The sequence below is a fragment of the Paenarthrobacter sp. 2TAF44 genome, from assembly GCF_052114885.1.
Classification (GTDB): Bacteria; Actinomycetota; Actinomycetes; order Actinomycetales; family Micrococcaceae; genus Arthrobacter.
In genome coordinates this window covers 304586-329034 of record NZ_JBFRFP010000002.1, presented here as the reverse complement: position 1 = coordinate 329034, position 24449 = coordinate 304586, and the positions used below count along the sequence as shown (strand labels likewise).

Below are 24449 nucleotides of genomic sequence, written 5' to 3'. Positions count from 1 at the left end.
AAAGGACACCGCCCCATGGCTATTACAGTCACTGATCCCCGGCCGATCGATCGCGCCGAGGAGATCCTCACCCCCAAGGCACTGGGCTTCATCGAGGAACTGCACAAGCGTTTCGCCGGCACCCGTGCCGAGCTGCTGGAGGCGCGCAAAGCCAAGCGCCAGAAGGTTGCGGACACCAGCCGCTTGGACTTCCTCCCGGAGACCCAGGAAATCCGCGACGGCGACTGGAAGGTTGCCGAGGCACCGGCAGCTTTGCAGGACCGCCGCGTTGAGATGACCGGACCGGCCACCCCGGCCAAGATGGCCATCAATGCGCTCAATTCCGGCGCCAAAGTCTGGCTCGCGGACCTCGAGGATGCCAGCACTCCCACGTGGCCCAACGTCATCGACGCCATCCTCAACCTCCGCGACGCAGCACAGGGCACCCTGAGCTACACCTCCCCGGAAGGCAAGGAATACCGTCTCCGCACTGACGCTCCGTTGGCTGTCGTTGTTGCCCGTCCGCGCGGTTGGCACATGGAAGAGAACCACCTGCTGATCGACGGCGAACCTGCAGTGGGCGCGCTGGTGGACTTTGGTTTGCACTTCTTCCACATCGCCAAGCAGCTGCTCCTCAATGGTCAGGGCCCGTACTATTACCTGCCCAAGATGGAGAGCCACCTGGAGGCCCGCCTGTGGAACGACGTCTTCGTCTTCGCCCAGGACTTCCTCGGCATTCCGCAGGGCAGCATCCGCGCCACCGTCCTCATCGAGACCATCCCGGCCGCGTTTGAAATGGACGAGATCCTTTATGAGCTGCGCGATCACGCCTCGGGCCTGAACGCCGGCCGTTGGGACTACCTGTTCAGCATCATCAAGTACTTCCGTGATGCCGGCGAAGAGTTCGTCCTCCCGGACCGCGCCACCGTTGCCATGACGGCTCCGTTCATGCGCGCCTACACCGAGCTCCTGGTCAAGACCTGCCACAAGCGCGGCGCCTTCGCCATGGGTGGCATGGCCGCCGTCATCCCGAACCGGAAGCAGCCCGACGTCACCGCTGCGGCCTTCGACAAGGTCCGTGCCGACAAGACGCGTGAGGCAAACGATGGCTTCGACGGCTCCTGGGTTGCGCACCCGGACCTCGTCTCCACGTGCCGCGAGGTGTTCGATTCGGTCCTCGGTGACCCGGCCAACGGTGGAAAGCCCAACCAGCTGGACAAGCAGCGCCCCGAGGTGAACGTCACGGCTGAGCAGCTGATCGACGTCGCCTCCGCAGGCGGCACCGTGACGGAGGCCGGCCTGCGGCTAAACCTCTACGTCGCCGTCGCCTACACGGGTGTCTGGATCTCCGGCAGCGGTGCGGTTGCCATCCACAACCTCATGGAAGACGCCGCGACCGCGGAGATCTCCCGCTCGCAGGTGTGGCAGCAGATCCGCAACAAGTCCGTCCTCGCAGACACGGGCAACACCGTGACCCGCGAACTCGTCAGCCGCATCCTCGGCGAAGAAACCGAGCGCCTGCGGATCGAGTTCGGCGACGAGAACTTCAAGGCTTACTACGAGCCGGCGTCCAAGCTGATCGAGGACATCTGTCTGTCAGACGACTACACCGATTTCCTCACCACGCCCGCGTACGAACTGGTGGGCTGAGATGGGCTCATTCTCTTCCTCTGATCTGGCTCACATCGAGTCACAGCTTGCCGCGACGGACCAGCTTCTGGACCGCAACTACCCGGGCGACGACGGCTCGCGCCAGCCCATCCACACCGTCTACATCCCGGCCGACCGCTTCACTCCTTCCTTCGCGGCAGAGTGGGGCGCGCAGGCCTTGGCGACGGCGGAAGCTCACGGTGGCCTGGAAAAGCTCGGCCAGCTGTTGGGCCAGGAGCCTCAGCTGGCTGCCGCTGTTGCGGAGCGTGTGGCGGCGAAGCTCTCCTCCGAGCCGATCGAGGATCTGCGCCTGGACTTCGAGGACGGCTACGGGGACCGCGGCGATGAGGCTGAAGACGCCGACGCCGTTGCTGCCGCCAACGCCGTGGCTGCTGCGGTTGCGGCCGGAACTGCTCCGCCGTTCATCGGCATCCGCTTCAAGTGCTTCGAAGCCCCTACGAGGGCCCGCGGCCTGAAAACGCTGGACTTGTTTGTGTCCACCCTTGCTGCAGGGGGCGAACTGCCCGCAGGTCTGATCCTCACTCTGCCTAAAGTCACCACGGTGGCCCAGGTGCAGGCCATGGACTTCGCGGTCTCGCGCCTCGAGGAAGTCCACGGGCTTCCCGCGGGGAGGCTCCGGTTCGAGGTGCAGGTGGAAACGCCGCAGCTCATTCTGGGCGCCGACGGAACATCCCCTGTGGCACAGCTCCCCCACGTTGTTCCGGGCCGCATCAGTGCCTTGCACTACGGCACTTATGACTACAGCGCCTCATTGGGAATCTCCGCGGAGTACCAGTCCATGGAGCACCCCGTGGCCGACTTCGCGAAGGAAGTCATGCAGCTCGCGGTGGCCGGAACGGGTATCCGCCTCTCTGACGGTTCCACCAACATCATCCCTCTGGGCGATGCCGTGGAAGACGCCTGGAAGCTCCACGGCCGGCTGGTCCGTCGCTCCCTGGAGAACGGTTACTACCAAGGATGGGACCTCCACGCCGCCCAGCTCCCCAGCCGTTTCTCGGCGTCGTACGCTTTCTACCGCGAAGGCCTGCCTGCCGCAGCGCTGCGCCTCCGGAACTATGTGGAGCACACCGAAGGCGGCGTCATGGACGAGCCCGCCACCGCCCGTGCACTCGCTGGTTTCGTCCTTCGCGGCGTCCAGTGCGGCGCAGTGGGGCCCGATGAGGTCAAGGCGCTTGCCGGCGTCGAACTTTCACAGCTGACCGCACTGGCGCACCCGCGGCTCGCGCAACCGACTTCCCACTGATAGGAGCATTTGGCATGGGCAAGTACTACTACCCGCAGGGCGGCCTGCCGCCGCAGACCCACCTGACCACGGAACGGGCGATCGTTACCGAGGCTTACACGGTGATCCCCAAGGGCGTGATGACGGACATCGTCACCAGCAACCTGCCTGGATTCTCCAACACGCGCTCCTGGATTATTGCGCGGCCGATTTCCGGCTTCGCCACCACGTTCTCGCAGTTGATCGTTGAGATCGCTCCGGGCGGCGGGGCTCCCAGGGCCGAGTTCGAAGCAGGCGTTGAAGGCGTCATCTTTGTCACCAAGGGCCAAGTGAACCTGAGGCTTGACGGCGAACTGCACCACCTCGAGGAGGGTGGCTACGCCTACCTTGCCGCCGGCGCAGAGTGGGGCCTGGAGAACGTGTCCGACGACATCGTCTCCTTCCACTGGATCCGCAAGGCCTACGAACGCCTTGAAGGCTTCGAGGCCAAGTCCTTCGTGACCAACGAGAAGGACGTGGAGCCTACCTCCATGCCGGACACCAACGACGTCTGGAAAACCACCCGCTTCACGGACTCCAGTGACCTCGCCCATGACATGCAGGTCAACATCGTCACCTTCCAGCCGGGCGGCGTGATCCCCTTCCCGGAGACCCACGTCATGGAGCACGGGCTGTACGTGCTGGAGGGCAAGGCCATGTACCTGCTCAACAATGACTGGGTTGAGGTGGAGGCCGGCGACTTCATGTGGCTACGCGCGTTCTGCCCGCAGGCCTGCTACGCCGGCGGTCCGGGCGAGTTCCGTTACCTGCTGTACAAGGACATGAACCGGCAGGTGAAACTCACCTGATCTGCGCCGAGATCGCCGGAAAGCTGCCAGTTCGCTGGGAGCCTTCCGGCGATTTCGTGCGTTTCCGGCGGTTTCGGCGCGGGCTCTGTGGAAACCACCCAATGTTCGCTTCCAGGCCATTCCATGCGAGGACGCAACCCACGATCACCGCGATCAGGCCAAGCAAAGGCACGACGGCGGCAAGGACTCTGCGCGCAGGCTGCCGTGTGTTGCGTTCCCCAAGTTTGCTGTGCTCCCCCATGCGGGCGAGTTTAGCCCGAGCTCACGCACCCAAGTAAGTCGCAGTTGAGCGCGTTTTGAGTTCTCTAAACGCGCTCTGCTGCGACTAGTTGGGTTCGTTTAGCGGGGGACGCCGGCGATCCTGTACGACTCCCGAAGCAGTTCATCGAGTTCGTCCACGTTGATGTTCTCCAGCCGGACCAGCAGCAACTTTGGTGACCGTTCGTGGTGAGGGGTCCAGAAATAGGTATCCGGCTCCATTGCTGCCAGAGCTTCGCGCTCATCCGTTTTGACCGTAACAACCCCCTCTTCCCAGATCCGAGCCATAAGGGACTTGCCAAACCAGGCAGGCTGGCCCCAACTTGGGCGCTCGGTGACGCCTGGCATGCCAAGGCAGATACGCCTGACGTCCTCTTCGGTTGCCATGGTTCACTGTGACACCGGCATCCGGGCCCCGGCAAGGAACGCGTGGACTCTCGCAGACTAGCTAGGCTAGGCACATGTTGACCATCGGCAGCACCGTCCTCGGCGTCAATGACATCACCCGGGCCACTGCGTTCTGGCACGCCGCGCTCGGCTATGTTCCACGGGAGCCTGGCGATGACACCTGGGTGATCCTCGTTCCGTCCGCCGGTCCAGGCCCCCAACTCGCGTTGATGCTGAGCGAAACGCCTGTCCAGGAGCATCCACGTACTCATCTGGACCTCTATGCGGATGACCAAGCTGCCGAAGTGGAGCGGCTGATCTCCCTCGGCGCTCAACGCGTTGACTGGGACCTGTATCCGGAGAATCCGGATTTCGTAGTCCTCGCCGACCCTGACGGCAACCGCTTCTGCGTTATCGACAAAAGTCCGCGGTAGCGCCGTCGTCGAGCCCCAACTGCCTGGCAGTAGTGGTGGTTTTGAGGGCTGAAAACAACCACGACTGCGACTTACTTGGGCGCTGCCAGTTCTGTCGGGGCCCTTGGGTAGAGTGCCATGCATGGACGACAAAGCGACATTGCTCGGTTATTTGCGCCTTCGTCGCGCGGACCTGCTCGGGAAGCTTGATGGCTTGGGTGAATACGATGCCCGAAGGCCCCTGACACCGACGGGTACCAATCTGCTGGGGCTCGTGAAACACGTTGCGAGCGTGGAGTTGGGCTATTTCGGGGAGACTTTCGGGCGCCCGAGTGGGCGCGAATTGCCGTGGCTGGAGCAAGACGCAGAACCGGATTCCGATATGTGGGTCCCGGCCTCGGAGAGCCGTGCGGAAATCCTGGAACTGCACCACTTCTCGGCAGCGCACAGTGATGCCACCATCCAGGCCCTCCCGTTGGATGCTCCCGGCGTTGTGCCTTGGTGGTCCGGAGAGAAGCGGAATGTGACGCTCCATCAGATCCTCGTCCACATGTGTGTGGAAACCGCACGGCACGCCGGGCACGCTGACATCATCCGCGAACTGATCGACGGATCCGCTGGCCAAAGGCCTGGGGATCCCAACATGGCTGGCCGCAACTCCGAAGAATGGGCAGCACACAGGTTCCGCATCGAAGAAGCAGCCTTGGAGGCAGATCTCCGCCACTGAAGACCCCTAGCACTGCTCAGCACGCCCCGATGGCATACTACCTAGCCGTCGGGGTGTGCTCTGTCGTTTTCAGGGCGGTGATGTTGGCCGGGTGTTGGCCTGTGGCATCCAATCGATCCCCAGCGCCTGCCGACTGCTGCTCGCGAATCTGCCCCAGCAAAGTTAGACCCCACAAACAGGGCCCGACGGCGGTACGCAAGTGCCGCCGTCGGGCCCATCTGAGTAGCAGTTAATGCCGTTCTGAGCGTCAAAACGGCATCAAATGCGACCTAGTTGGGCCAACCACCGCATGAGGTGCCCCGCCTCCGCAAGGCCGACCCGCAAACTTGATGCGAAATTGAGCCAAACAAACAGAGTCCTTGATTTTGCCGCGCCACGCTGGAAGCAGACGAAGCCTCATTACATCAATCCATCAAGGTTTCGGCGACGAATAAACAACGAGAATCACAATGATGTGGGGGACCCAATGGAACAGGCAGCAGCGCTAACAGAGGTGATCGCCATCAAGGGCATCATCCAGGACCAACACCCCGTGGATTTCCACGCACTGGGTGTCGCAGGATGCATCGACAGACTTGCTGCGCCGCTTCGACGCTCCGGCGTGACCGTCCACTGGCACACACCCCACCACGGCATCGAGATCTCCTCCGCATCCGCCGCCCTGCTGTACCACGTAGCCCAGGAGACCTTCAGCAACACCCTGAACTACGCCGACGCCAGCGAACTGACCATCCGTCTCAATGCCGTCTACCACGGAATCCAAATGACGATTATGGACAACGGCAAAGGTTTCGAAATCCACGCCGCCCCCAGCGGCCGCCGCCACGGCTTCGGCCTGCTGCTGATGTCCATTGCAGTGCACGACGCCGGAGGGTCCGTTGAGATCGACTCCGGGGCTGGGCGGGGCACCAGTGTGAGGGTCACGCTGCCACTGGATTGAGTCCAATTTGGGACCTTTTTGGGCTCCCAAACCATGGATTGGCGGCGTCCCCGGACGTATTCTGTAGCTACTTTTCAGCCTGACATCTCGACGGAATGGCACGAAATGGCGCGGAACAAGGGTCCCCGGTTAGGTCTTGGCAAGGTCCTTCTGAGGATCTTCGGGTTTTTCTTCGTGAGCGCCCTCTGCGGGGTGCTGATCTGCGGCTTCATGGTGCCGGTGGTTCAGTTCACCAGCACCACCATGGGCGGTTCCATCGGCTTTTACGAAAGCCTGCCCAGCCAACTCGACGTTGATTCGCCATCCCTTTCCAGCAACGTAGTCACTGCTGACGGCCAGCACATCGCCACGTTCTATGCAGAGAACCGGGTGAAGGTACCCCTGGACCAGATGTCACCCTTCATTCGGCAAGCGATCGTGGCAATCGAAGACAGCCGCTTTTATGAGCATCCCGGAGTAGATACGCAGGGCATCATCCGTGCGCTGACATCCAACGTGACCAAGGGGACCCGACAGGGCGCGTCGACCCTGACCCAGCAATACGTCACCAACGTGCTGAACGAGTCCCGCCTCTCGAAGGGCCGGCCCGAGGATGTGGTGCTCAGTGGGGACAAGAGCATCGGTGACAAGCTCCGGGAGATCAAGCTGGCCCTGGAGCTTGAGAAACGCTTCAGCAAAGACCAAATCCTTGAGGGGTACCTGAACATCGTGTTCTTTAACCGGAACGCGTATGGCATCGAAGCCGCTTCGCGGTACTTCTTCAGCACCTCAGCCAAGGATCTCACTTTGCCACAGGCCGCGCTGTTGGCCGGGCTGGTGAACGGGCCGAGCGTCTATGACCCAACAACCGCGCCTGAAGCAGCGTTCAGCCGGCGAAACATTGTGCTGGACAGAATGCTCGAGCAGGGAAAGATCACTCAAGCAGACCATGATGCGGCAGTTGCCGCCCCCGTGGAGCTGAAAATCACCCCGTCCCATCAGGGCTGCGCCGGGGCCTCCATCGCCATCTACTTCTGCGACTACGTGTCCCACCTGATCATGAACAACGAGGCCTACGGAGCAACCATCGAGGACCGCGAACGGCTCCTCTACCGGGGCGGGCTCACCATCACCACCACGCTGGACAGCCGGTTGCAGGCAGCGGCCCAAGTACAAGTGGATGCGTCAGCCGGCGTAAACCCGGACAAATGGGGCGCTGCCATGACCACCGTGCAGCCAGGCACAGGCAAGATCCTGTCCATGGCCCAAAACACGGTGTTCGTTCCGCAGGACGGGAAGTTCGATACCCAGCTGAACTTCAGCGTGGATGCCAAGGACGAAAACGGCAACGACCTCAATGGTGCAGGCGGATTCCAACCCGGTTCCACCATGAAGCCCTTCATCTTCGCGGAGTGGCTCAATGAGGGCAAGTCGCCCACTGCCGTGGTGGATGCTTCCCGACGGGTCTACCCGGTTGGCTTCCCTTGGCGCTCGAGCTGCGGCAAAGTGCTGGGTGGCTACAGCACCGCGCAGAAGGCGCAAAACCTGGGCGCTGATGATGACCTGCAGAACAACGACGAGGGCTACTACCGGCCCATGCCCATCAACTACGGCCTCTACAACTCGATCAACACCGCCACATTCGCTACAGCAGCGCAGTTGGATTTCTGCGGCATCCAGAAAATGGTGGACGCGGTTGGCCTGCACAGCGGCCTGGACAACGCCCAGATCAACATGCACCAGATCGGCAACCTCCTTGGCTCCATCGGCGTCGCTCCCGTCATCCTGGCGAGCGCCTTCGCAACATTCGCCAACGATGGCACCTATTGCAAGCCCATCGCCATCACCGATATCAGCGACTCACAAGGCAGGAAGTACCCGGCCCAAACACCTGAATGCAAAGAGACCGTGAAACCGGCCGTGGCCCGGGGAGTCACATCGGTGCTGCAGGACGTCCTCAAGCTCGGATCCGGCGTCTACATCGAACCCAAGGTCCAGAACCAGGTCCCGGTGGCCGCAAAGACCGGCACCTCGAACAACAACGGCGCAACCTGGGTGGCCGGATACACTACCCGGCTCGCCACGGCCTCCTTCTTTGGGGACACGACGGCGGGACAACAGCGAGCAGGACAAAACGTCACGATCAATGGCAAGTTCTACAAGTCACTGGACGGCTACATGATTGCCGGCCCGCAATGGGCCAACTACATGATGCAGGCCACCGCCCTCTACCCGAGCGGCGCCTTCAACCCACCGCCTCCCCCGCCGTCGCCTGGCCCGAGCACGTCGCCCGCAGCACCTCGCTGAGTGGCTCTGCGTTGCGAGGCCTGGTCTGCGTGCTATTCCATCCGGCTCAGCTGGCAGACACGTTGAAAGCCAGCCATTCCTCCCGCAGACTGGGCCTGTGAAGCCCTTCCTTCTGTTGGCCACCCGCGCTGAAGACGCAGCAGCGGATGACGAGTACCAGGCCTACCTCCGGTACTGCGGGCTCCGGGCTGAGGAATTGTTCCGCGTCCGGCTGGAGGCGGCACCACTGCCGGACATTGAGTTGGCCGATTACTCAGGCGTGATTGTGGGCGGCAGTCCTTACACCTCCAGCGACCCTTTGGAGGAGAAGAGTCATGCCCAGCTTCGCGTCGAAGCTGAACTCTCAGCACTCCTGGATCGCATCGTGGCCGAGGACTTCCCCTTCCTGGGTGCCTGCTATGGCGTTGGAACCTTGGGGGTTCACCAAGGAGCCATCATTGACCGTCGCTACGGAGAACCGGTCGGGGCTACGGAGATCAAACTGACCGCAGACGGGGAGCGCGACCCCCTGCTCAAAGGCATGCCACACACTTTCGAGGCGTTCGTTGGGCATAAGGAAGCCTGCAGCCAACTGCCGGAAAACGCCGTGTTGCTCGCAAGTTCCGCAGCCTGCCCTGTGCACATGTTCCGCATCAGGAAGAATCTCTACGCCACACAGTTCCATCCGGAATTGGATGTCGATGGCCTCATCACCCGGATTAACATCTACAAGGACGCGGGCTATTTTCCGCCGGATGCTGCCGACGAGCTCATCGAAACCGCCAAGCATGCTTCGGTGACTGAACCGATGCGGGTCTTGAGGAATTTCACGGAGCTCTACGCTCGCTAGGGATCTTGCGGGGCCCGCTCTGCGCCCCGAGAAAGGGGTTTCTATCAGAGCCTCCCTCGCGCTGCGTTGGCTGGGTAGCGTTGTGAGTACTCACCCATGCCCCCAAAACGTGATTCATCCATGAGGAGCAATCTTTGAAGCAGGACCCTTTGGCGGTCGAAGCCCATGTACACGCAGCACCAGATGAAGGAAACACCAAGCCAACCCCAGCGAAAACGCGGGCAGCGAGCAAGATCCCTTGGGGTGGCCTTTTGGTGCTGGCAGCCGCCGGTTTCACCGCAGTAACCACAGAGTTGCTTCCGTCCGGCCTGCTTCCGCAGATCAGCCGGGATCTTGGGGTGGAGGAATCGGCTGTAGGTTCCCTGACCGCAGCATATGCAGCCATCATCGTTTTCACGGCCCTTCCCCTGTCCCGGCTCCTCGGTGGGCGTGTCCCGCGGAAGACCCTGTTGATCGGGACCGTGCTTGCCTTTGCACTAAGCAACGTCCTGCTGGCCTTGAGCCCAAATCTTGAAGTGGCCATTGCCGCAAGGCTTCTTGGTGGCATTGCCCATGGCATGTTGTGGTCCAGCATGGCACCGTATGTGGCGCGCATCGTTCCTGCCCACTCGGTGGGCAAGTCCATGGCGGTGGTCTTCAGTGGTACGAGCATCGCGTTGGCTGTCGGGGCTCCGATTGGCACACTCATGGGCACGCTCATGACCTGGCGGGTTTCCTTCGTGGTCCTGGCCGGGGTTGGTGTCCTGTTGGCAGTTTTGGCGTTCTGGCTCCTGCCTGCTGCACATGATCCGGGCACCCACAAGACGCCGTCCATCCGGGCAGCGCTCAAGCTACCGGGCGTGATCGCCGTGGCCACCGCTTGGCCACTCTTGCTGCTGGCACACTTCACTCTCTTTACGTATGTCGCGCCTTTCCTGCTCGCCTCCGGCTTGCCCGAAGCCCTCACTGGCATTTCCCTGTCGGTGGTGGGGATCTCGGGCTTGGTCGGGATCTGGATTGCTGGCCTGACCGCCGATTCCCATCCACGGCGTTCGGTGATTACCGCCGTCGGGCTTCTGTTGCTTGCCTTCGCGCTGCTGCCGGTTCTTGGCGGCACGTGGGTGGGGGTTTTCGCGCTGATGGTTGCCTGGGGCGTTTCCTTCGGGGCGATCGGCATCTACAACCAGGCGGCGATCCTACGGGCCGGCGGCGAGCACAAGGATGCGGCCAACGGACTCACGGTAGTGACAATCCAACTAGGAATCGCCGTCGGTGCCGGGTATGGTGCATTGGCGCTGACCACTGTTGGGGCTCAGTTGGTGCCGCTGGCCGCTGCGCTGCCAACGGCAATTGCCTTGGCGATCATGATTTCCAGCAGGCGCGGCGGATACCCGGCAGGACCGCGCGAGAAATGACCAGGCGAAACAAAGGCGAGCGAAAAAGGACGCCGCGAGAAGCGCCGGTAACATTCCCGAAACATGCCGGTCACGTGATCTTCATGAAGGTGGGGTTTCTGTAACTTCCCTGCAACTTAGCTCTTCCGAGTCGGAAACATAGCTCACCGAATATTGATCGGGGGGTAGTGAGGGCCGTGCATCAACGGGCCCGTTTCGGACAGGCTTGATCAGAAGGGAACGCAGGTGGAGATCTCTGCGCAACACGTCTGGCTGATGTTGTCATCGGCAATGGTGCTTTTCATGACTCCGGGCCTCGGCCTGTTCTATGGCGGCATGACACGCGCCAAGGCAGCGCTCAACATGATCATGATGAGCTTTATCTCTGCAGGCATTGTGGGCGTCGTGTGGGTCTTGTGGGGTTACTCGATGACCACCGGCGACGGCTTCCTCGGACTGTTCGGCAACCCGTTCGCGCACTTCGGCCTCCAGGACCTCATAGGTTCGCCCGATCTCCTCAAAGCAGTCTTCGCCGCTACCTTCGCCATCATCACCGTGGCACTCATCAGCGGCGCCATCGCCGACCGCGCCAAGTTCAGCGCATGGGCGCTCTTCGTCCCGATCTGGGTCACCGTGGTCTACTGCCCGCTGGCTTACATGGTCTGGGGCGGCGGCTTGATGAGCGCAGGTGGAGCCGTCACGCAGATCTTCGGCCAGGTGATCGACTTCGCCGGCGGTGCCGTAGTTGAGGTCAGTTCAGGTACCGCCGCTTTCGTCCTCGCATTGATCGTGGGAAAGCGTCACGGATTCGCCAAAGACCCCAACCACCGCCCTCACAACGTCCCGTTCATCATGATCGGCGCAGCAATCCTCTGGTTCGGTTGGTTTGGCTTCAACGGCGGTGCCGCAACCACCGTTGAGCAGGCAGGCCTGATCTGGGTCAACACGCTGGTGGCCCCGGCCGCGGCGATGCTGAGCTGGTTGGTCACGGAGAAGATCCGCCACGGACACCCGACATCACTGGGCGCGGCCTCCGGCGTTGTTGCCGGCTTGGTCGCCATCACCCCTTCCTGCGCCAACATCACCCCGCTCGCGGCACTTGGCCTGGGACTCGTTGCAGGTGCCGCCTGTGCCGTGTTTGTGGACCTGAAGTACAAGTTCGGTTTCGACGATTCCCTTGACGTCGTGGGCGTGCACTTTGGCGCTGGCGTGATCGGCACGCTCTCTCTTGGCTTCGTTGCCTTTCCCACCGAAGGCGTGGCCGGCGGCCTCCTTTACGGCGGCGGAGTGCAGCAACTCGTGGCGCAGACCGTTGCCGTGCTGCTCACCATCGCCCTCTCCGGCCTGGGCACCCTGCTGATCGGCCGTGCTATTCACAAGACCATCGGTTTCCGCGTGGCCCACGAACACGAAGTTGCAGGAGTGGACCTCACCCAGCACGCAGAATCGGCCTACGAGTTCGGCCTCACAGCCCATGGACACTTCCGCCAGCAGCAGGCCCACCTATCGTCGCTGATCAAGGGTGGACGCAAAGAGTCGGAGCAGGCAAAGGAAGACAGCTTCGCCTAGCGGCCCCACCTTCAGAACAGCAGCCGACGGCGGAACCTAGGTCCCGCCGTCGGCTGCTGTTTGCGCCGTCTTACCCATGTAGGGTTAGCCGAAGCCGTTCCAGAGCCGCTGCCACCACGTTCGCTTGGTTGGTTCCTCCGGCTCTGGCTCGGATGGCGCCGCCGCGGCCCGCCGCTCGCGCCATCGTTCCAGCTCGGCGTCAACATCCCGCAGCTTGGTGGTCACTGGCGGCCCACCCTGGAGTTGGCGACGGGCCTCAACCACTCGCTTGTTGAAGTCCTCAAGGATGTCGCGGACCTGCTTCTCGGTGTACTGCTGATCCAGCTTCGCGTCGAGTTCAGCGTCCTCGATCCGTAGGAGAATGGCTGGCGGGCCGATCCCGCTGAGTCGCTCACGCTGGATCAGACCTTTGACCCACCAGTCCGGATCATAGTGCTCGCCCAGACCCGGGATCAGCTTGCCAGCGTATTTGAGGTTGTCGAACTTGCCCTGGTTCATGGCGTCCCGGATCAAATATTCGACCCGCGCGGCGTCGTCCACCTTCCGGCGTTTCTCCCGCTCTTCCGCCTCGGCCGCCTCGAGCTCTGCGTCTTCCTCGGCATTACCGCCCCACGAGCGGACGGCCCGCAATTCCGCGCCCCGCTCGAGCTTCCGCCTGAAGGCGTTGTTCTCGGCGTTCACGTTTCGCCACCTCCTCGCACGGCAGTCCTCTCCTGCCGGAAATCGTGGTTCCGGCTCCAGTATTCCGCACTTTGCTGGGCCACGGGGAGGGCTGAGCGTTACTCTCGATCCAAATACCCACACAGGAAGGGCCGCGCGTGACTACTGTTTCCAATGCATTCATTCCGGTCTCGGATCCGGGCCAGGCAGCCAAGTGGTATTCGGAACACCTGATGCTTCGGACTGTCACCGTTTCGGCGTGGTCGGCAGTTCTAACGGGCGACGGCGGCGCCACAGTTACGCTGATGGGTCCGCTCAGTGGGATCGCGGCTGAGCCCGGGCTGGCATGGGCGACCTGCGGTTTCCTGGCGGAGGACCTCACAGGCATGCGGGATCGCTTGCTCAGGAATGGACACGGCGTGTCAGTGGTGGAGGGCGATCCGGACACCTGCCTGTTCTTCACAGTCCGGGACCCCGACGGGAACGTCCTGCTGCTCACGGATCGCTAGGCTCGCTGGTTCCAGGGCGCCTCATCCCGTCCACCAGAGCCGCAGCCCTGTTGCTTCACCACCCCCTTTGATCGCCGGGCGGCCCCCGACACGCCGGGATTAGCGGCGTGTCGGGGCCACTGTCAGCTCAAAGCAGGTGATGGAGCAACGCAGGCTAGCTGGCAGGCTAGTGAACGGCCATGCTCGGATCCAGTTGCTCGATGCCCTCAGGAGTAACAAGGACCACCCGGGCCGTGCAGATGTCGTAGAACAAGCCCGTTGCCTGCACTTGCCCGGATGCCAAGGCCGGCCCGGTGACCGGATGCTCTTCGAGTTTCTGGAGCTGGACGGCGACGTTCACCATGCTTAGCTGGTCGAGGCGGCTGTAACCTTCAGCTTCGGCAGCGAGGGCGACAGGATGGCCATCCAACAGCGCGGTGTAGCTCGGCCGGGCGTGCTCCAACCACGTATCGAAGCCCGCGCCCAAGGCTGCGGGCGCACCCTCGGCGTCGGCTATAACGGCCTTCATCGCGCCACAGTTGGAGTGGCCGCAGATCACGATCGAGTCCACGGACAACCCCTTCACCGCGAATGCCAGTGCCGAGTCGATCGAGGCATCTCGGCCGTCGGGGCACACAACGTTGCCAATATTCCGCAGTGTCAGAAGGTCGCCTGGGCCACTGCTCGTGATGAGGTTCGGATTGACCCTGGAGTCGACGCAAGCAACAAACAATGTGTCAGGGTTCTGCCCTTCGGTCAGATCCTGTACCAGTGGGCGAACCTTGTCTGCGTACCGCCGATGGTATTTGTCGATGCCAAGGAGGATCGACCGCAGCGGAAGCTGCCCGCCGTCGTCGTGCGCTTCCTGCTGGGCAACACCCACGGGCGACGGCTGCCAGGAAGTCCTGGGCGGAAGCGGGAATTCACGTGGATCCTGACGCTGTGGAGTGTTGTCCGCGGCGTCGGTGAATGCGGTGGTTCCGTGCTCCTCCAGCACCACCGAGGCGCCGCTGGAGCGGTGTTGCGTCTGCCAGGCAACCAGCGCCTCGCGGAACGCGTGATCTAGGTAATCGGCGTTGAGTTCAACCACTACGTCCTGGCCCTCGGGAAAGGAGTGCAGGACGCGGTTCAGTCGGGGCAAGGCGAAGAAGCTGCAGGAGCCGGCGATTGTGACGCGCCACGGCAGCTGCTCCCCGGCCGGAGCATAGGCATGGATCTGGGCACGGAGTACCCGCCACAACACGCAGAGGGCCGCGAGTGCAAGGCCGATAATGACGCCCTCGAGCAGGTTCAGCACAACAACGCACGCGAGCGTGACCACGTAGACCAGGAGGTCGCCGGTGCGGAGACTGGTCTTGATGTCGGCGACCTTGATGAGCTTGGCGCCGATGACGAGCAACAGGCCCGCGAGCACGGACAACGGAATCAGCTGGATGAGACCGGCGAACAGTGCCGAGAACACCAGGACCCACACGCCGTGCAGGATGGCGGACGCCCGGCTCGCGGCGCCGGCCTCGACGTTGGTGGCGCTGCGGACGATCACGCCCGTCACCGGGAGGCCACCGAGCATTCCCGAGACCATGTTGGCGGAGCCTTGTCCGACGAGTTCCCGGTTGAGGTTGGTGCGCGTGCCTGCGTGCATCTTGTCCACCGCGACCGCGGACAGCAGCGATTCGATGCTCGCGATCAGGGCTACCGTGATGACTGCCATGGCTGCGGCGCGCCAGTTGCCGTCGGGCAAGCTGGGCAGGGCAACGGCGTCGAACAGCGAACCGCTGAAGCTGATGCGCTCGACGCTGGGCGCAACTGCTGCAGACAAAGCGGTGACAGCGACCACCGCCGCCAGCGGGCCGGGAATCTTCTGCACTGCAGTGGGCAGATATTTCCAGGCAAGGAGGATGGCAACAACTGCCAGGCCGAGAAGGGCGGAGTGCAGCTCGACATTGGTGATGGCCGCTGGAAGTGCGGTCAGGTTTTCGACGGCGGACCCAGCCGCCTGCCCACCGAGCAGCACATGCAACTGCTGCAGGATGATCGTGATGCCGATGCCAGCCAGCATCGCCTTGACCACTACGGGCGAAACTGCCAGCGCGGCCCGGCCTACGCGGCTGATACCCAGCAACAGCTGCACGACGCCGGCGGCTGCGGTAATGGCGCACGTCACCTGCCAACCGAACTCGTCAACCAACCCGGCGACGACGACGGTCAGTCCGGCGGCGGGGCCGCTCACCTGCAATGGGGAGCCGCCGAGGCTGCCAGCAACAATGCCTCCGATGGCCGCTGCAATGAGCCCGGCCATGATGGGTGCTCCGGAGGCAGCGGCGATACCGAGCGAGAGCGGAAGGGCAACAAGGAAGACGACGAGGGATGCGGGGAGGTCGGCTCCAAGGTTGCTGAGGAAGCTCGGCTTGGGTGCTTTGCCCCGGCTTCCGGGCGGGCTGTGGGAGTCGGTGGAGATGGAAGCGGAGTCGTTTGTTTGCGGCACTGGAATTTCCTAAGGCTCGGGAACACTGACTTCTCCAGCGTAGGAATGTTGTCACGTGCAATGACAAGATGATGTGATTCTTGTGACAAAACTTGTGAACAGGCAGCGTCATGTGGCGACCAATGGGAACTTCTGCAGGGAGTGGGATCGTTGAGGACTCCATGTGCGTGGACATAGTCTGAAGCAATGGATGAAGAAACCCGCACAATGGACGAACACAGCACACGGGGCTCGTACGTCACCGGCAGCGAGTTCAATCGGGATACCAACTACATCGAGGACCGGATCACCCGCGAGGGCACTCCCGGCCCGAACGATGAACCCGGCTGGCCGGTAGAGCCAGGTAGATACAGACTGATAGCAGCCCGGGCCTGTCCGTGGGCCAACCGTTCGGTCATCGTCCGCAGGCTTCTGGGCCTGGAGCACGTCATCAGCCTCGGACAGCCGGGCCCTACCCACGACGCCAGGTCCTGGACCTTTGATTTGGATGCTGACGGAAAAGATCCAGTACTGGGAATCGAGCGGCTACAGGAGGCCTACTTCCGCCGCTTTCCGGACTATCCCCGCGGCATCACGGTTCCGGCAATCGTGGACATCCCCAGCGGGGCCGTCGTGACCAACAACTACCCCCAAATCACGCTCGACTTCTCCACAGAATGGGCAGAGTTCCACCGTCCGGGCGCACCACAGCTCTATCCGGAGCACCTGCGCGAGGAAATCAACACGGTCAACAAGCGCGTCTTCACCGAGGTCAACAATGGGGTCTATAAGTGCGGCTTCGCAGGGTCCCAGGAGGCTTACGAAGCCGCCTATGTCCGCCTGTGGAGCGCCTTGGACTGGCTCGAGGAACGGCTGGCAAACCAGAGGTACCTCGTGGGTGACACCATCACCGAGGCGGATGTCAGGTTGTTCACCACCTTGGCTCGCTTTGATGCGGTCTACCACGGGCATTTCAAATGCAATCGAAACAAGCTCAGCGAAATGCCGACGCTATGGGCCTATGCCAGGGATCTGTTCCAAACGCCGGGTTTCGGGGACACGATCGACTTCGTCCAGATCAAGCAGCACTACTATATAGTGCACGAGGACATTAATCCCACACGCATCGTCCCCATGGGACCGGACCTCTCCGGTTGGCTGACCCCGCACGGAAGGGAATCGCTTGGCGGGCGTCCGTTCGGGGACGGGACTCCACCAGGGCCGGTCAAGGCAGGCGAGGAAGTGGCTGCTGGTCACGAGGCCGTCTAACCGGCGGCAGCTTCAGCCCATCTAATCGGCGACCAGCCGGTCTGTCACTGACGAAGGCCAGCCAGCGCCGCCTCCACCGCAGCGATCGCAGCAGCCGTGATCGAATCCCGCTCGCCGGAGCCGTCCACCATCAACAGAATTCCGCGTTGCGTGTACGCAGTCACCACAGGCTGCGTCTCATCCCGGTACAGCTCCAATCTGCGCTGAATCACCGGTTCAGTGTCGTCGCTGCGGCCCTGTTCCTGCGCCCGTTGAAGCATGCGCGCAACGAGCTCGGCATCCTCCACTGTCAATACAAGAACCACTTCAAGCGTCTGCTGTTTTGCCGCGAGGATCTCATCAAGGGCGCCAATTTGGATGACAGTCCGCGGGTAGCCGTCGAGTAGAAACCCGTTCCCCGTATCGGCGTCCTCCAGGCGCTGACGGAGCATGGCCGTGGTGACGTGGTCCGGAACAAACTCGCCCCGGTTCATGTACTCGCCGGCTTCTGCACCGAGTTCTGTCTTGTCCCGAACATGTGCGCGGAAGAGGTCTCCCGTAGAGATAGCGGGGATGGAGAAATGCCGCGCGATCACTTCCGCCTGCGTGCCTTTGCCGGAACCTGGAGGGCCCATGATGATCAATCGCGCCATGACACAAGTCCGTTTCAAGAGGCGGCCGGGACTTAAACGATACGCCGACGACGGCGCGACACTCCCGCCGTCGCCGGTTTTTCTTTGGGGTCAGAACAGCCGGATTCCGGCTCAAGCACCCACGCGCCGCGGGAATTGAGGGGCGACCCTCGAATGCATCCCCCGCCACGTGGATCCCGGTGTCGAGGTGCTTTCTGGGTGGCGCCCGGGCAGTGACGTCGCGAGACCAAAGCCCGGTCACCCCTTGCGGCGCGCAACACCGGCAGGTAAGTTTTTGAAACGTACCAAAGAAAGCGCTTTCCGAAACCTTAGGTGGAATCGAACATGACTCAGCACCAGATCACGTGGCTCGACGACGAACCGCCCGCGGGACTTAGCAGTGGGACAACGTGGGGGATGCCCTTTCCGCGGGGTACCGTGCGGGGTCCGGAAGAGCTGGCCGTTTTCGATGCCACCGGCGAGGCCGTCAACGCCCAAACCTGGCCGCTCGCCACTTGGCCGGACGGCTCGCTCAAGTGGGCGGGCGTCGCGGTCGGCGCGAGCGATAAGCCCTCGGCCGCCTATAGCGTCAGCACCGACAGTGGCGCGCACCCACCGGAAGAGCCCGACGGCGGTCCGGCAGCCGCCGTCGAGCGCTCACCTGACGTGACTGTCACCGAAACTGAAGAGTCCGTGACGGTCTCCACCGGCACTTTGGAAATGGTGCTCCCCCGATCAGGCCCCACGCTGTTCAGCACCCTGACCCGCAACGGTTCGGTGGTGGCGAAGGACGGCAGGCTCGTAAGTCTGCTCCAGACCGGGCTGAGCGAGGGAGCCGGCAGCACAACACGTCAGGGTTTCACGGGCCAAATCACCTCCGTGACTGTGGAACAGCAGGGGCCTGTTCGGGCAGTCGTGCGCCTGGAAGGCCGTCATCGGGCGGACCGGAGCGAAAGGGAATGGCTTCCGTTGACCGTCCGCTTCTACTTCTATGCCGGCGCGCGGAGCATCCGGATGATGCATTCGTTCATTTGGGACGGCGAGGCTGACAAGGACTTCCTCGCCGGGCTGGGCGTCCAGTTCAGCGTCCCGCTCGAAAGCGAATTGCACGATCGTCACGTCCGGATCGCCGGCGCGGACGGCGGATTCCTCGTGGAAGCGGTCCGCGGGTTGACGGGCCTCCGACGGGATCCGGGCGAGCCCGTGCGTCAAGCCCAAATTGCCGGAGAACCCACACCGCCGCTCAACGAATGGAGCCCGCTGGTTTCCGAACGGCTGCATCTCATCCCGTCGTGGAACGACTACACGCTGACTCAGTTGAGCGCCGACGGGTTTGAGCTGCGGAAACGTACCGCTCCCGGCCACGGCTCGGTGGGAATTTCCGGCGGCACGCGCTCGTCGGGATTCTGCTCCCTGAGTGACCTGAGGGGTGGATTCGGGATTGGCGTCAGGGATTTCTGGCAGTCGCATCCGGGCCAGCTGGACATCCGCGGCGCCGCAACCCCGGAGGCCACGATGACGGCTTGGCTCTACTCCCCCGAAGCCCAGCCCATGGACCTCCGCTTCTACCACGATGGCCTCGGCCAGGACACCTTTGAGGAACAACTCGAGGGCTTGGAGATCACGTACGAGGATTACGAGCCCGGCTTCGGCAATCCCACCGGAATCGCCCGCACCCACGAGCTGACCCTGTTCGCCTACGAAGCCACGCCCTCCACGGAAAGCCTCGCCGCCGATGCCCTGTCGGCGTCCACTCCCCCGCTTCTGCAGCCGACCCCAGAGTACCTGCACGCGGCCGGGGTCTTCGGCGACTGGTCACCCGTGGACCGCAGCACCCCGGCCCGGGCAGAGCTGGAAGACAAACTGGATTTCCTGTTCGGCTTCTACCAGGGCCAAACGGAACAGCGCCGCTGGTACGGGTTCTGGAACTACGGCGATGTCATGCACACCTACGACTCCGACCGGCATGTCTGGCGCTACGACGTCGGCGGTTACGCATGGGACAACTCGGAACTCTCGCCCGACCTCTGGCTCTGGTACATGTACCTCCGCTCCGGCCGCGCCGATGTTTTCCGCTTCGCCGAGGCCATGACCCGCCACACCGGTGAAGTGGATGTGTACCACCTTGGCCCTTGGCGCGGCCTGGGCTCGCGGCACAACGTGCAGCACTGGGGTTGCAGCGCCAAGCAGCTTCGAATCAGCACCCCGGCCTACCGGCGCTTCTACTATTACCTGACCGCGGATGAGCGCACCGGCGATCTCCTCACCGAACTCGTGGACAGCGACCAGAACTTCCTTGGCCTGGATCCGGTCCGCAAAGTACGTGCCGACGCCGATACTTACCGCCCGGACCGCCGCGCCTTGGGCGTCGGGCTCGGCACAGACTGGGGCTCGCTCGCAGCCACCTGGCTCACGGATTGGGAACGCACCGGAAACCCCCGCTCACGCGACCGCCTCTTGGGCACGATGGCCGATATCGGCGCCCTGAAGTACGGCTTCCTCACGGGCGAGGCCCTCTACGACCTTGACAAGGGAAGGTTCGACGCCGGCAGGGAAGCCATCAGCGTTTCGCACCTGAGTGCCGTGTTCGGTTTGGTGGAAATCTGCAGCGAACTGATCAGCCTGGTGCCGGACGCGTCCTTTGAGAAGGCGTGGCTGCAATACTGCAGGCTGTTCCTGGCTTCGCCGGAGGAGCAAGCCGCCGAAGTGGGGCAGCCCCTTGCAGGCATCTACCTGACTCAGGCGCACAGCCGACTCACTGCCTACGCCGCGGCTCGACTCGGGTCTCCTGATTTGGCGGAGCTGGCATGGGAGAGCTTTGCCCAGGGCGGGGAGAACCTGAACCATGCCGAGGCCTTCACCTTGAAGAAGATCCTGCCGCCACATGTCCTTCAACCAGTCGACGAAGCCCCCACTGTTTCCACCAACGACACCGCCCAGTTCGGCCTGGCCGTCATCCAAAACCTGGCCCTCGTCGGAGGTGCACTGCCCGGGGAGGAGGGCCCGGCGTCGTAAGTCCTGTTGACTCCTGACGCCACCACTTCCGGCAGGTATCGGGAACCTCTGGTTACTCCGCTCAAAGCTCGATATTGTAAGTATGCTGACAAATATGGTAGCGAGTCAGAGGAGGAGGACATTATGACCACGAAAGTCGACAAAACCATCATGGTCAACGTTCCGGTAAGTACGGCCTACAGACAGTGGACGCGGTTCGAGGAATTCCCCCGTTTCATGGGCGGAGTGGAACGCGTGACGCGGCTGAGCGATGACCGTCTGGAATGGGTGGCCGAAATCGCTGGCGTCCATCGCCGCTGGGAAGCGAAGATCGTTCAGCAGGACATGGACCGGGCCGTGGCATGGGCCGCGGTGGAAGGTGCCAAGAATGCCGGGTGGGTGGACTTCAAGGAAGCTGGCCCGAGCCAGACGTCCTTGCATCTATCACTCGAATACGAGCCTCACGGCGTCCTTGAATTCCTCGGCGACAAACTGCATGTGGTTGAAAGGCAGGCGGAGTCGGACTTGAAGAAGTTCAAGGAGTACATCGAGAAGAAGACCCCCCAACCGGATGCTGACATGGGCACCACGGGGACGAAGGACACTACGACAACCGGCACAGCCGCCAGCACCAGCGCAGCAACCGGGGCCACAGCAGCGGCCGCACCTGAGGCCGGCACTGATAAGCCCGGCGACGTCCCGATCGTAGACCCCATTACGCACGCCTTCGATCAGACCAACGGCCTGGCAGATCTGGACGGCGATTCCGACGAGACAGCGGACAGCGATACACGCAGCGCCGCGGAACGGAAGGACGACGAGGGTTTCGGCCCGGGCTACATCCCACCGATGGGTGGCCTGCCCGGCCAGCGGTAGCAGCCACCGCACGAAACAAAACAACCACTGCCGCCCGGATCAGCACGATCCGGGCGGCACGCCTGAGTGGTCCACCTATGAAAGGAACGTCATGACTACCTGGCTCATCACAGGCTGCTCCACCGGACTCGGCCGCGCGCTGGCCCAAGCCGTGCTCGCACGGGGCGATAACGCCGTCGTCACCGCCCGCGACGTCTCCAAACTGCAGGAGCTGACCACCGAGTTCCCGACGACGGCCCTGGCCGTGGCGCTGGATGTCACCGAGCAGTCGCAGGTCGACGCCGCCGTGCAACAGGCCGAGGACCAGTTTGGCGCGGTGGACGTGCTGGTCAACAATGCCGGCTACGGTTACCGCGCAGCCATTGAAGAGGGCGACGACGGCGACGTCCGGGCGTTGTTCGACACCAACGTTTTTGGTCCGGTCGCCATGATCAAGGCCGTCCTGCCGGGCATGCGCTCCCGTCGATCCGGTGCGATCGTGAATATTTCCTCCATTGGCGCACGGATCTGCCCGCCCGGTTCCGGTTATTACTCAGCGTCGAAGGCTGCACTGGAGGGCCTGTCCGGCTCGTTGCAGAAGGAACTGAAGCCTCTGGGGATCTCCGTGACAGTGGTGGAGCCCGGCGGGTTCCGAACCGACTTTGCGGGGCGTTCGCTCACGCAATCGGCACAGGCCATTGAGGACTACGCCGAGACGGCCGGCAAGCGGCGCAAGGAACATGACACGGTGCACGGCACCCAGCCCGGCGACCCGGACAAAGCAGCTGAGGTGATCATCGCCGCCGTCGAAGCAGCTGAGACGCCCGCGTTCCTGCTGCTGGGTGCCGACGCCGTCTACGCCTACGGCGCGGTGGAAGAGGCCCAGCGTGCCGAGGTGGAACGTTGGCGCGAGCAGAGCCTCAGCACGGGTTACACGGAGTAACTTCCAACGTGTAATCGGTCACACTTGGCCGGATGAGCTTGTCAATCGCGGTTGGCAGCATGAACCATGAATGAGGGAACTCGCTTCCCATACAAGCTGAATCAGCAATCCTCACCGACGAGGATGCGGCCCCTGCGAAGAAGCTTGGGGCTGTTAACGGCCTGAGTGAAAGTACTGACAATGACGACACATACTGACTCCATCACGCTGAAAATCTGGGACAAGTCGGCGATCGACCACACCATCGACGCCGCCATCCGGGATCTTTCCCCCCGCGCCGCTGCCGAAAACTGCGGCATTGCAGTAACGCTCAGCGGACCGAAAACCTTCACCGTTAGCCTGAGCCGCTAAGCAGCTCAAACTCACCACAAGAGGACGACGCCGGAACCTCCCGGCGTCGTCCTCTTGCGTTTTCTGAATCGTGACGGCGTCAGGGAACTCCTGATCAAACCTTGAGACTTCCTTGATGCTTTGCGGACAGGTTTCTTGCGTTTCCGTTGAAACTCTAAGTGAAACACCACTTCGAGTTCGAACGGAGGAATCCCGGATGCATCGGGCCGTCATTTCAGAGACAACTGCTGCACCACGGGGATCCCACCGTGCCCCCGGTGGTGTGGTCACGGTTCTGGTCCCGGCACACAACGAATCCGCCGGCATTACCGAAACCCTCATCTCGCTGAACAACCAGACCAAACGCCCGGATCGTGTGATCGTGGTGGCCGATAACTGCACTGACGATACTGAAGAACTCGCCCTGGCCCAGGGCGTCGAAGTCCTCCGCACTGCTGGCAACAGGGATAAGAAGGCCGGCGCCCTGAACTTCGCTCTGGGGCAACTTCTTCCCGGAGCCGATCCCGAAGACCTGGTTCTGGTCCAGGACGCCGATTCGCAGCTTGCCCAGGACTTCATCGAGAATGCCACGAACAACCTCCTCAAGGACGAACTGTTGGGGGCGGTGGGTGGAGTGTTCAGCGGTGGGCCGGGAGGCGGGTTCGTCGGACACCTGCAGCGAAATGAGTATGCCCGGTACGCCCGGGATGTGAAGCGCCTCCACGGCAGATGCCTGGTAGTCACCGGGACCGCGGCACTCTTCCGTATAAAGACCCTGCGGGACGTCGTCGCAGCACGGCTGAACGGTACGCTTCCTCCCGGAAACGGCGAGGGCGGCGTCTACGATACTTCGGTTCTGACCGAAGACAACGAACTGTCCTTTGCACTCCTCACCCTCGGATACCGCATAGCTTCACCGTCAAACTGCACGCTGGTCACCGAAGTCATGCCGACCTGGCGGGAACTATGGGCGCAGCGGCTCCGGTGGAAGCGCGGAGCCGTGGAGAACTGCGTGCAGTACGGGTGGACCAAAGTGACCAGGGCCTACTGGGGACGGCAGTTCCTCTCCATGCTCGGCGTCCTGGTAACCCTGGCCTACCTCGGATCCATCATCTTTGCCCTGACCAGCGGAATGGGACTGAACCTCCACCCATTCTGGCTCGCCGTCACCTGCATCTTCGTCCTGGAACGCATAGTAACTCTGCGTTTCCGGGGCTGGAGGTACATGTTGCTTGCCGCAACCATGTACGAAACCGTCATCGACGTTTTCCTCCAGGCAGTCCACGCCAAGGCCTACCTGGACGCCGCACTCAACAGAAAGAAAGTTTGGTAA

General features: G+C 62.6%; 22 protein-coding genes. 17 read left to right on the top strand and 5 right to left on the bottom strand.

Features of this window, described 5'->3' with window-relative positions:
• Positions 1-15 precede the first annotated feature (15 nt).
• From aceB to AB4Z15_RS04020, 3 genes are read left to right on the top strand one after another with little or no spacing between them, the layout of a single operon-like run.
• Positions 16-1629, top strand: coding sequence for a malate synthase A (gene aceB, locus AB4Z15_RS04030; RefSeq protein WP_442016172.1), 1614 nt, complete (start codon positions 16-18; stop codon positions 1627-1629).
• A 1-nt stretch (position 1630) separates the two neighbouring features.
• On the top strand, positions 1631-2893 hold the full coding sequence (locus AB4Z15_RS04025) for a DUF6986 family protein (protein WP_442016171.1): 1263 nt from the start codon (positions 1631-1633) through the stop codon (positions 2891-2893).
• Between the two features lie 14 nt (positions 2894-2907).
• Positions 2908-3720 (top strand): bifunctional allantoicase/(S)-ureidoglycine aminohydrolase, encoded by an 813-nt coding sequence (locus tag AB4Z15_RS04020; protein ID WP_442016170.1) that lies wholly within the window; start codon positions 2908-2910, stop codon positions 3718-3720.
• On the opposite strand, the gene AB4Z15_RS04015 is transcribed toward AB4Z15_RS04020, so the two are convergent.
• Complete coding sequence (locus tag AB4Z15_RS04015) at positions 3713-3961, bottom strand: hypothetical protein (RefSeq protein WP_442016169.1); 249 nt, start codon at positions 3959-3961, stop codon at positions 3713-3715. The genes AB4Z15_RS04020 and AB4Z15_RS04015 overlap by 8 nt on opposite strands.
• Before the next feature lie 98 nt (positions 3962-4059).
• The gene (locus tag AB4Z15_RS04010) at positions 4060-4365 is read right to left on the bottom strand and encodes an MmcQ/YjbR family DNA-binding protein (protein WP_442016168.1); all 306 of its coding nucleotides are present in this window, start codon (positions 4363-4365) and stop codon (positions 4060-4062) included.
• Positions 4366-4439: 74 nt separating this feature from the next.
• Between AB4Z15_RS04010 and AB4Z15_RS04005 the strand changes: the two genes are divergently transcribed.
• From AB4Z15_RS04005 to AB4Z15_RS03975, 7 genes are all read left to right on the top strand, one after another.
• Positions 4440-4799, top strand: coding sequence for a VOC family protein (locus tag AB4Z15_RS04005; RefSeq protein ID WP_442016167.1), 360 nt, complete (start codon positions 4440-4442; stop codon positions 4797-4799).
• 121 nt (positions 4800-4920) lie between these two features.
• Complete coding sequence (locus AB4Z15_RS04000) at positions 4921-5505, top strand: DinB family protein (protein WP_442016166.1); 585 nt, start codon at positions 4921-4923, stop codon at positions 5503-5505.
• A gap of 466 nt (positions 5506-5971) precedes the next feature.
• Positions 5972-6445: a sensor histidine kinase gene (locus tag AB4Z15_RS03995; protein ID WP_442003183.1), complete on the top strand. Its 474-nt coding sequence runs from the start codon at positions 5972-5974 to the stop codon at positions 6443-6445.
• A gap of 105 nt (positions 6446-6550) precedes the next feature.
• Positions 6551-8731, top strand: a complete 2181-nt coding sequence (locus AB4Z15_RS03990) for a transglycosylase domain-containing protein (RefSeq protein WP_442016165.1) — start codon at positions 6551-6553, stop codon at positions 8729-8731.
• A 97-nt stretch (positions 8732-8828) separates the two neighbouring features.
• The gene (locus tag AB4Z15_RS03985; RefSeq protein WP_442016164.1) at positions 8829-9560 is read left to right on the top strand and encodes a glutamine amidotransferase; all 732 of its coding nucleotides are present in this window, start codon (positions 8829-8831) and stop codon (positions 9558-9560) included.
• A gap of 233 nt (positions 9561-9793) precedes the next feature.
• Positions 9794-10954 carry an MFS transporter gene (locus AB4Z15_RS03980; protein ID WP_442016195.1) on the top strand — a complete coding sequence of 387 codons (1161 nt, stop codon included), beginning with the start codon at positions 9794-9796 and terminating at the stop codon, positions 10952-10954.
• A 225-nt stretch (positions 10955-11179) separates the two neighbouring features.
• Complete coding sequence (locus AB4Z15_RS03975; RefSeq protein ID WP_442003186.1) at positions 11180-12502, top strand: ammonium transporter; 1323 nt, start codon at positions 11180-11182, stop codon at positions 12500-12502.
• A gap of 84 nt (positions 12503-12586) precedes the next feature.
• On the opposite strand, the gene AB4Z15_RS03970 is transcribed toward AB4Z15_RS03975, so the two are convergent.
• Complete coding sequence (locus tag AB4Z15_RS03970; protein ID WP_442016163.1) at positions 12587-13183, bottom strand: J-domain-containing protein; 597 nt, start codon at positions 13181-13183, stop codon at positions 12587-12589.
• A gap of 137 nt (positions 13184-13320) precedes the next feature.
• Between AB4Z15_RS03970 and AB4Z15_RS03965 the strand changes: the two genes are divergently transcribed.
• Entirely contained in the window at positions 13321-13671 is a 351-nt protein-coding gene (locus tag AB4Z15_RS03965; protein WP_442016162.1) for a VOC family protein, read from the top strand.
• 166 nt (positions 13672-13837) lie between these two features.
• On the opposite strand, the gene AB4Z15_RS03960 is transcribed toward AB4Z15_RS03965, so the two are convergent.
• Positions 13838-16135 carry a SulP family inorganic anion transporter gene (locus AB4Z15_RS03960; RefSeq protein ID WP_442016161.1) on the bottom strand — a complete coding sequence of 766 codons (2298 nt, stop codon included), beginning with the start codon at positions 16133-16135 and terminating at the stop codon, positions 13838-13840.
• A gap of 186 nt (positions 16136-16321) precedes the next feature.
• Here AB4Z15_RS03960 and AB4Z15_RS03955 point away from each other — a divergent pair, with 186 nt between their 5' ends.
• Positions 16322-17383: a glutathione S-transferase family protein gene (locus AB4Z15_RS03955; protein ID WP_442016160.1), complete on the top strand. Its 1062-nt coding sequence runs from the start codon at positions 16322-16324 to the stop codon at positions 17381-17383.
• A 44-nt stretch (positions 17384-17427) separates the two neighbouring features.
• Here AB4Z15_RS03955 and AB4Z15_RS03950 read toward each other — a convergent pair whose 3' ends face one another.
• Positions 17428-18015, bottom strand: coding sequence for an adenylate kinase (locus AB4Z15_RS03950; RefSeq protein ID WP_442016159.1), 588 nt, complete (start codon positions 18013-18015; stop codon positions 17428-17430).
• 324 nt (positions 18016-18339) lie between these two features.
• On the opposite strand from AB4Z15_RS03950, the gene AB4Z15_RS03945 reads away from it, so the two are divergent.
• The 5 genes from AB4Z15_RS03945 to AB4Z15_RS03925 all read left to right on the top strand — a co-directional run bounded on the left by AB4Z15_RS03945 (position 18340) and on the right by AB4Z15_RS03925 (position 24449).
• Complete coding sequence (locus AB4Z15_RS03945; RefSeq protein ID WP_442016158.1) at positions 18340-21009, top strand: exo-rhamnogalacturonan lyase family protein; 2670 nt, start codon at positions 18340-18342, stop codon at positions 21007-21009.
• 123 nt (positions 21010-21132) lie between these two features.
• Entirely contained in the window at positions 21133-21864 is a 732-nt protein-coding gene (locus tag AB4Z15_RS03940; RefSeq protein ID WP_442016157.1) for an SRPBCC family protein, read from the top strand.
• 91 nt (positions 21865-21955) lie between these two features.
• Positions 21956-22786, top strand: a complete 831-nt coding sequence (locus AB4Z15_RS03935; protein ID WP_442016156.1) for an oxidoreductase — start codon at positions 21956-21958, stop codon at positions 22784-22786.
• A 180-nt stretch (positions 22787-22966) separates the two neighbouring features.
• Positions 22967-23137, top strand: coding sequence for a hypothetical protein (locus AB4Z15_RS03930; protein ID WP_216926503.1), 171 nt, complete (start codon positions 22967-22969; stop codon positions 23135-23137).
• A 196-nt stretch (positions 23138-23333) separates the two neighbouring features.
• Positions 23334-24449, top strand: coding sequence for a glycosyltransferase (locus AB4Z15_RS03925; protein WP_442016155.1), 1116 nt, complete (start codon positions 23334-23336; stop codon positions 24447-24449).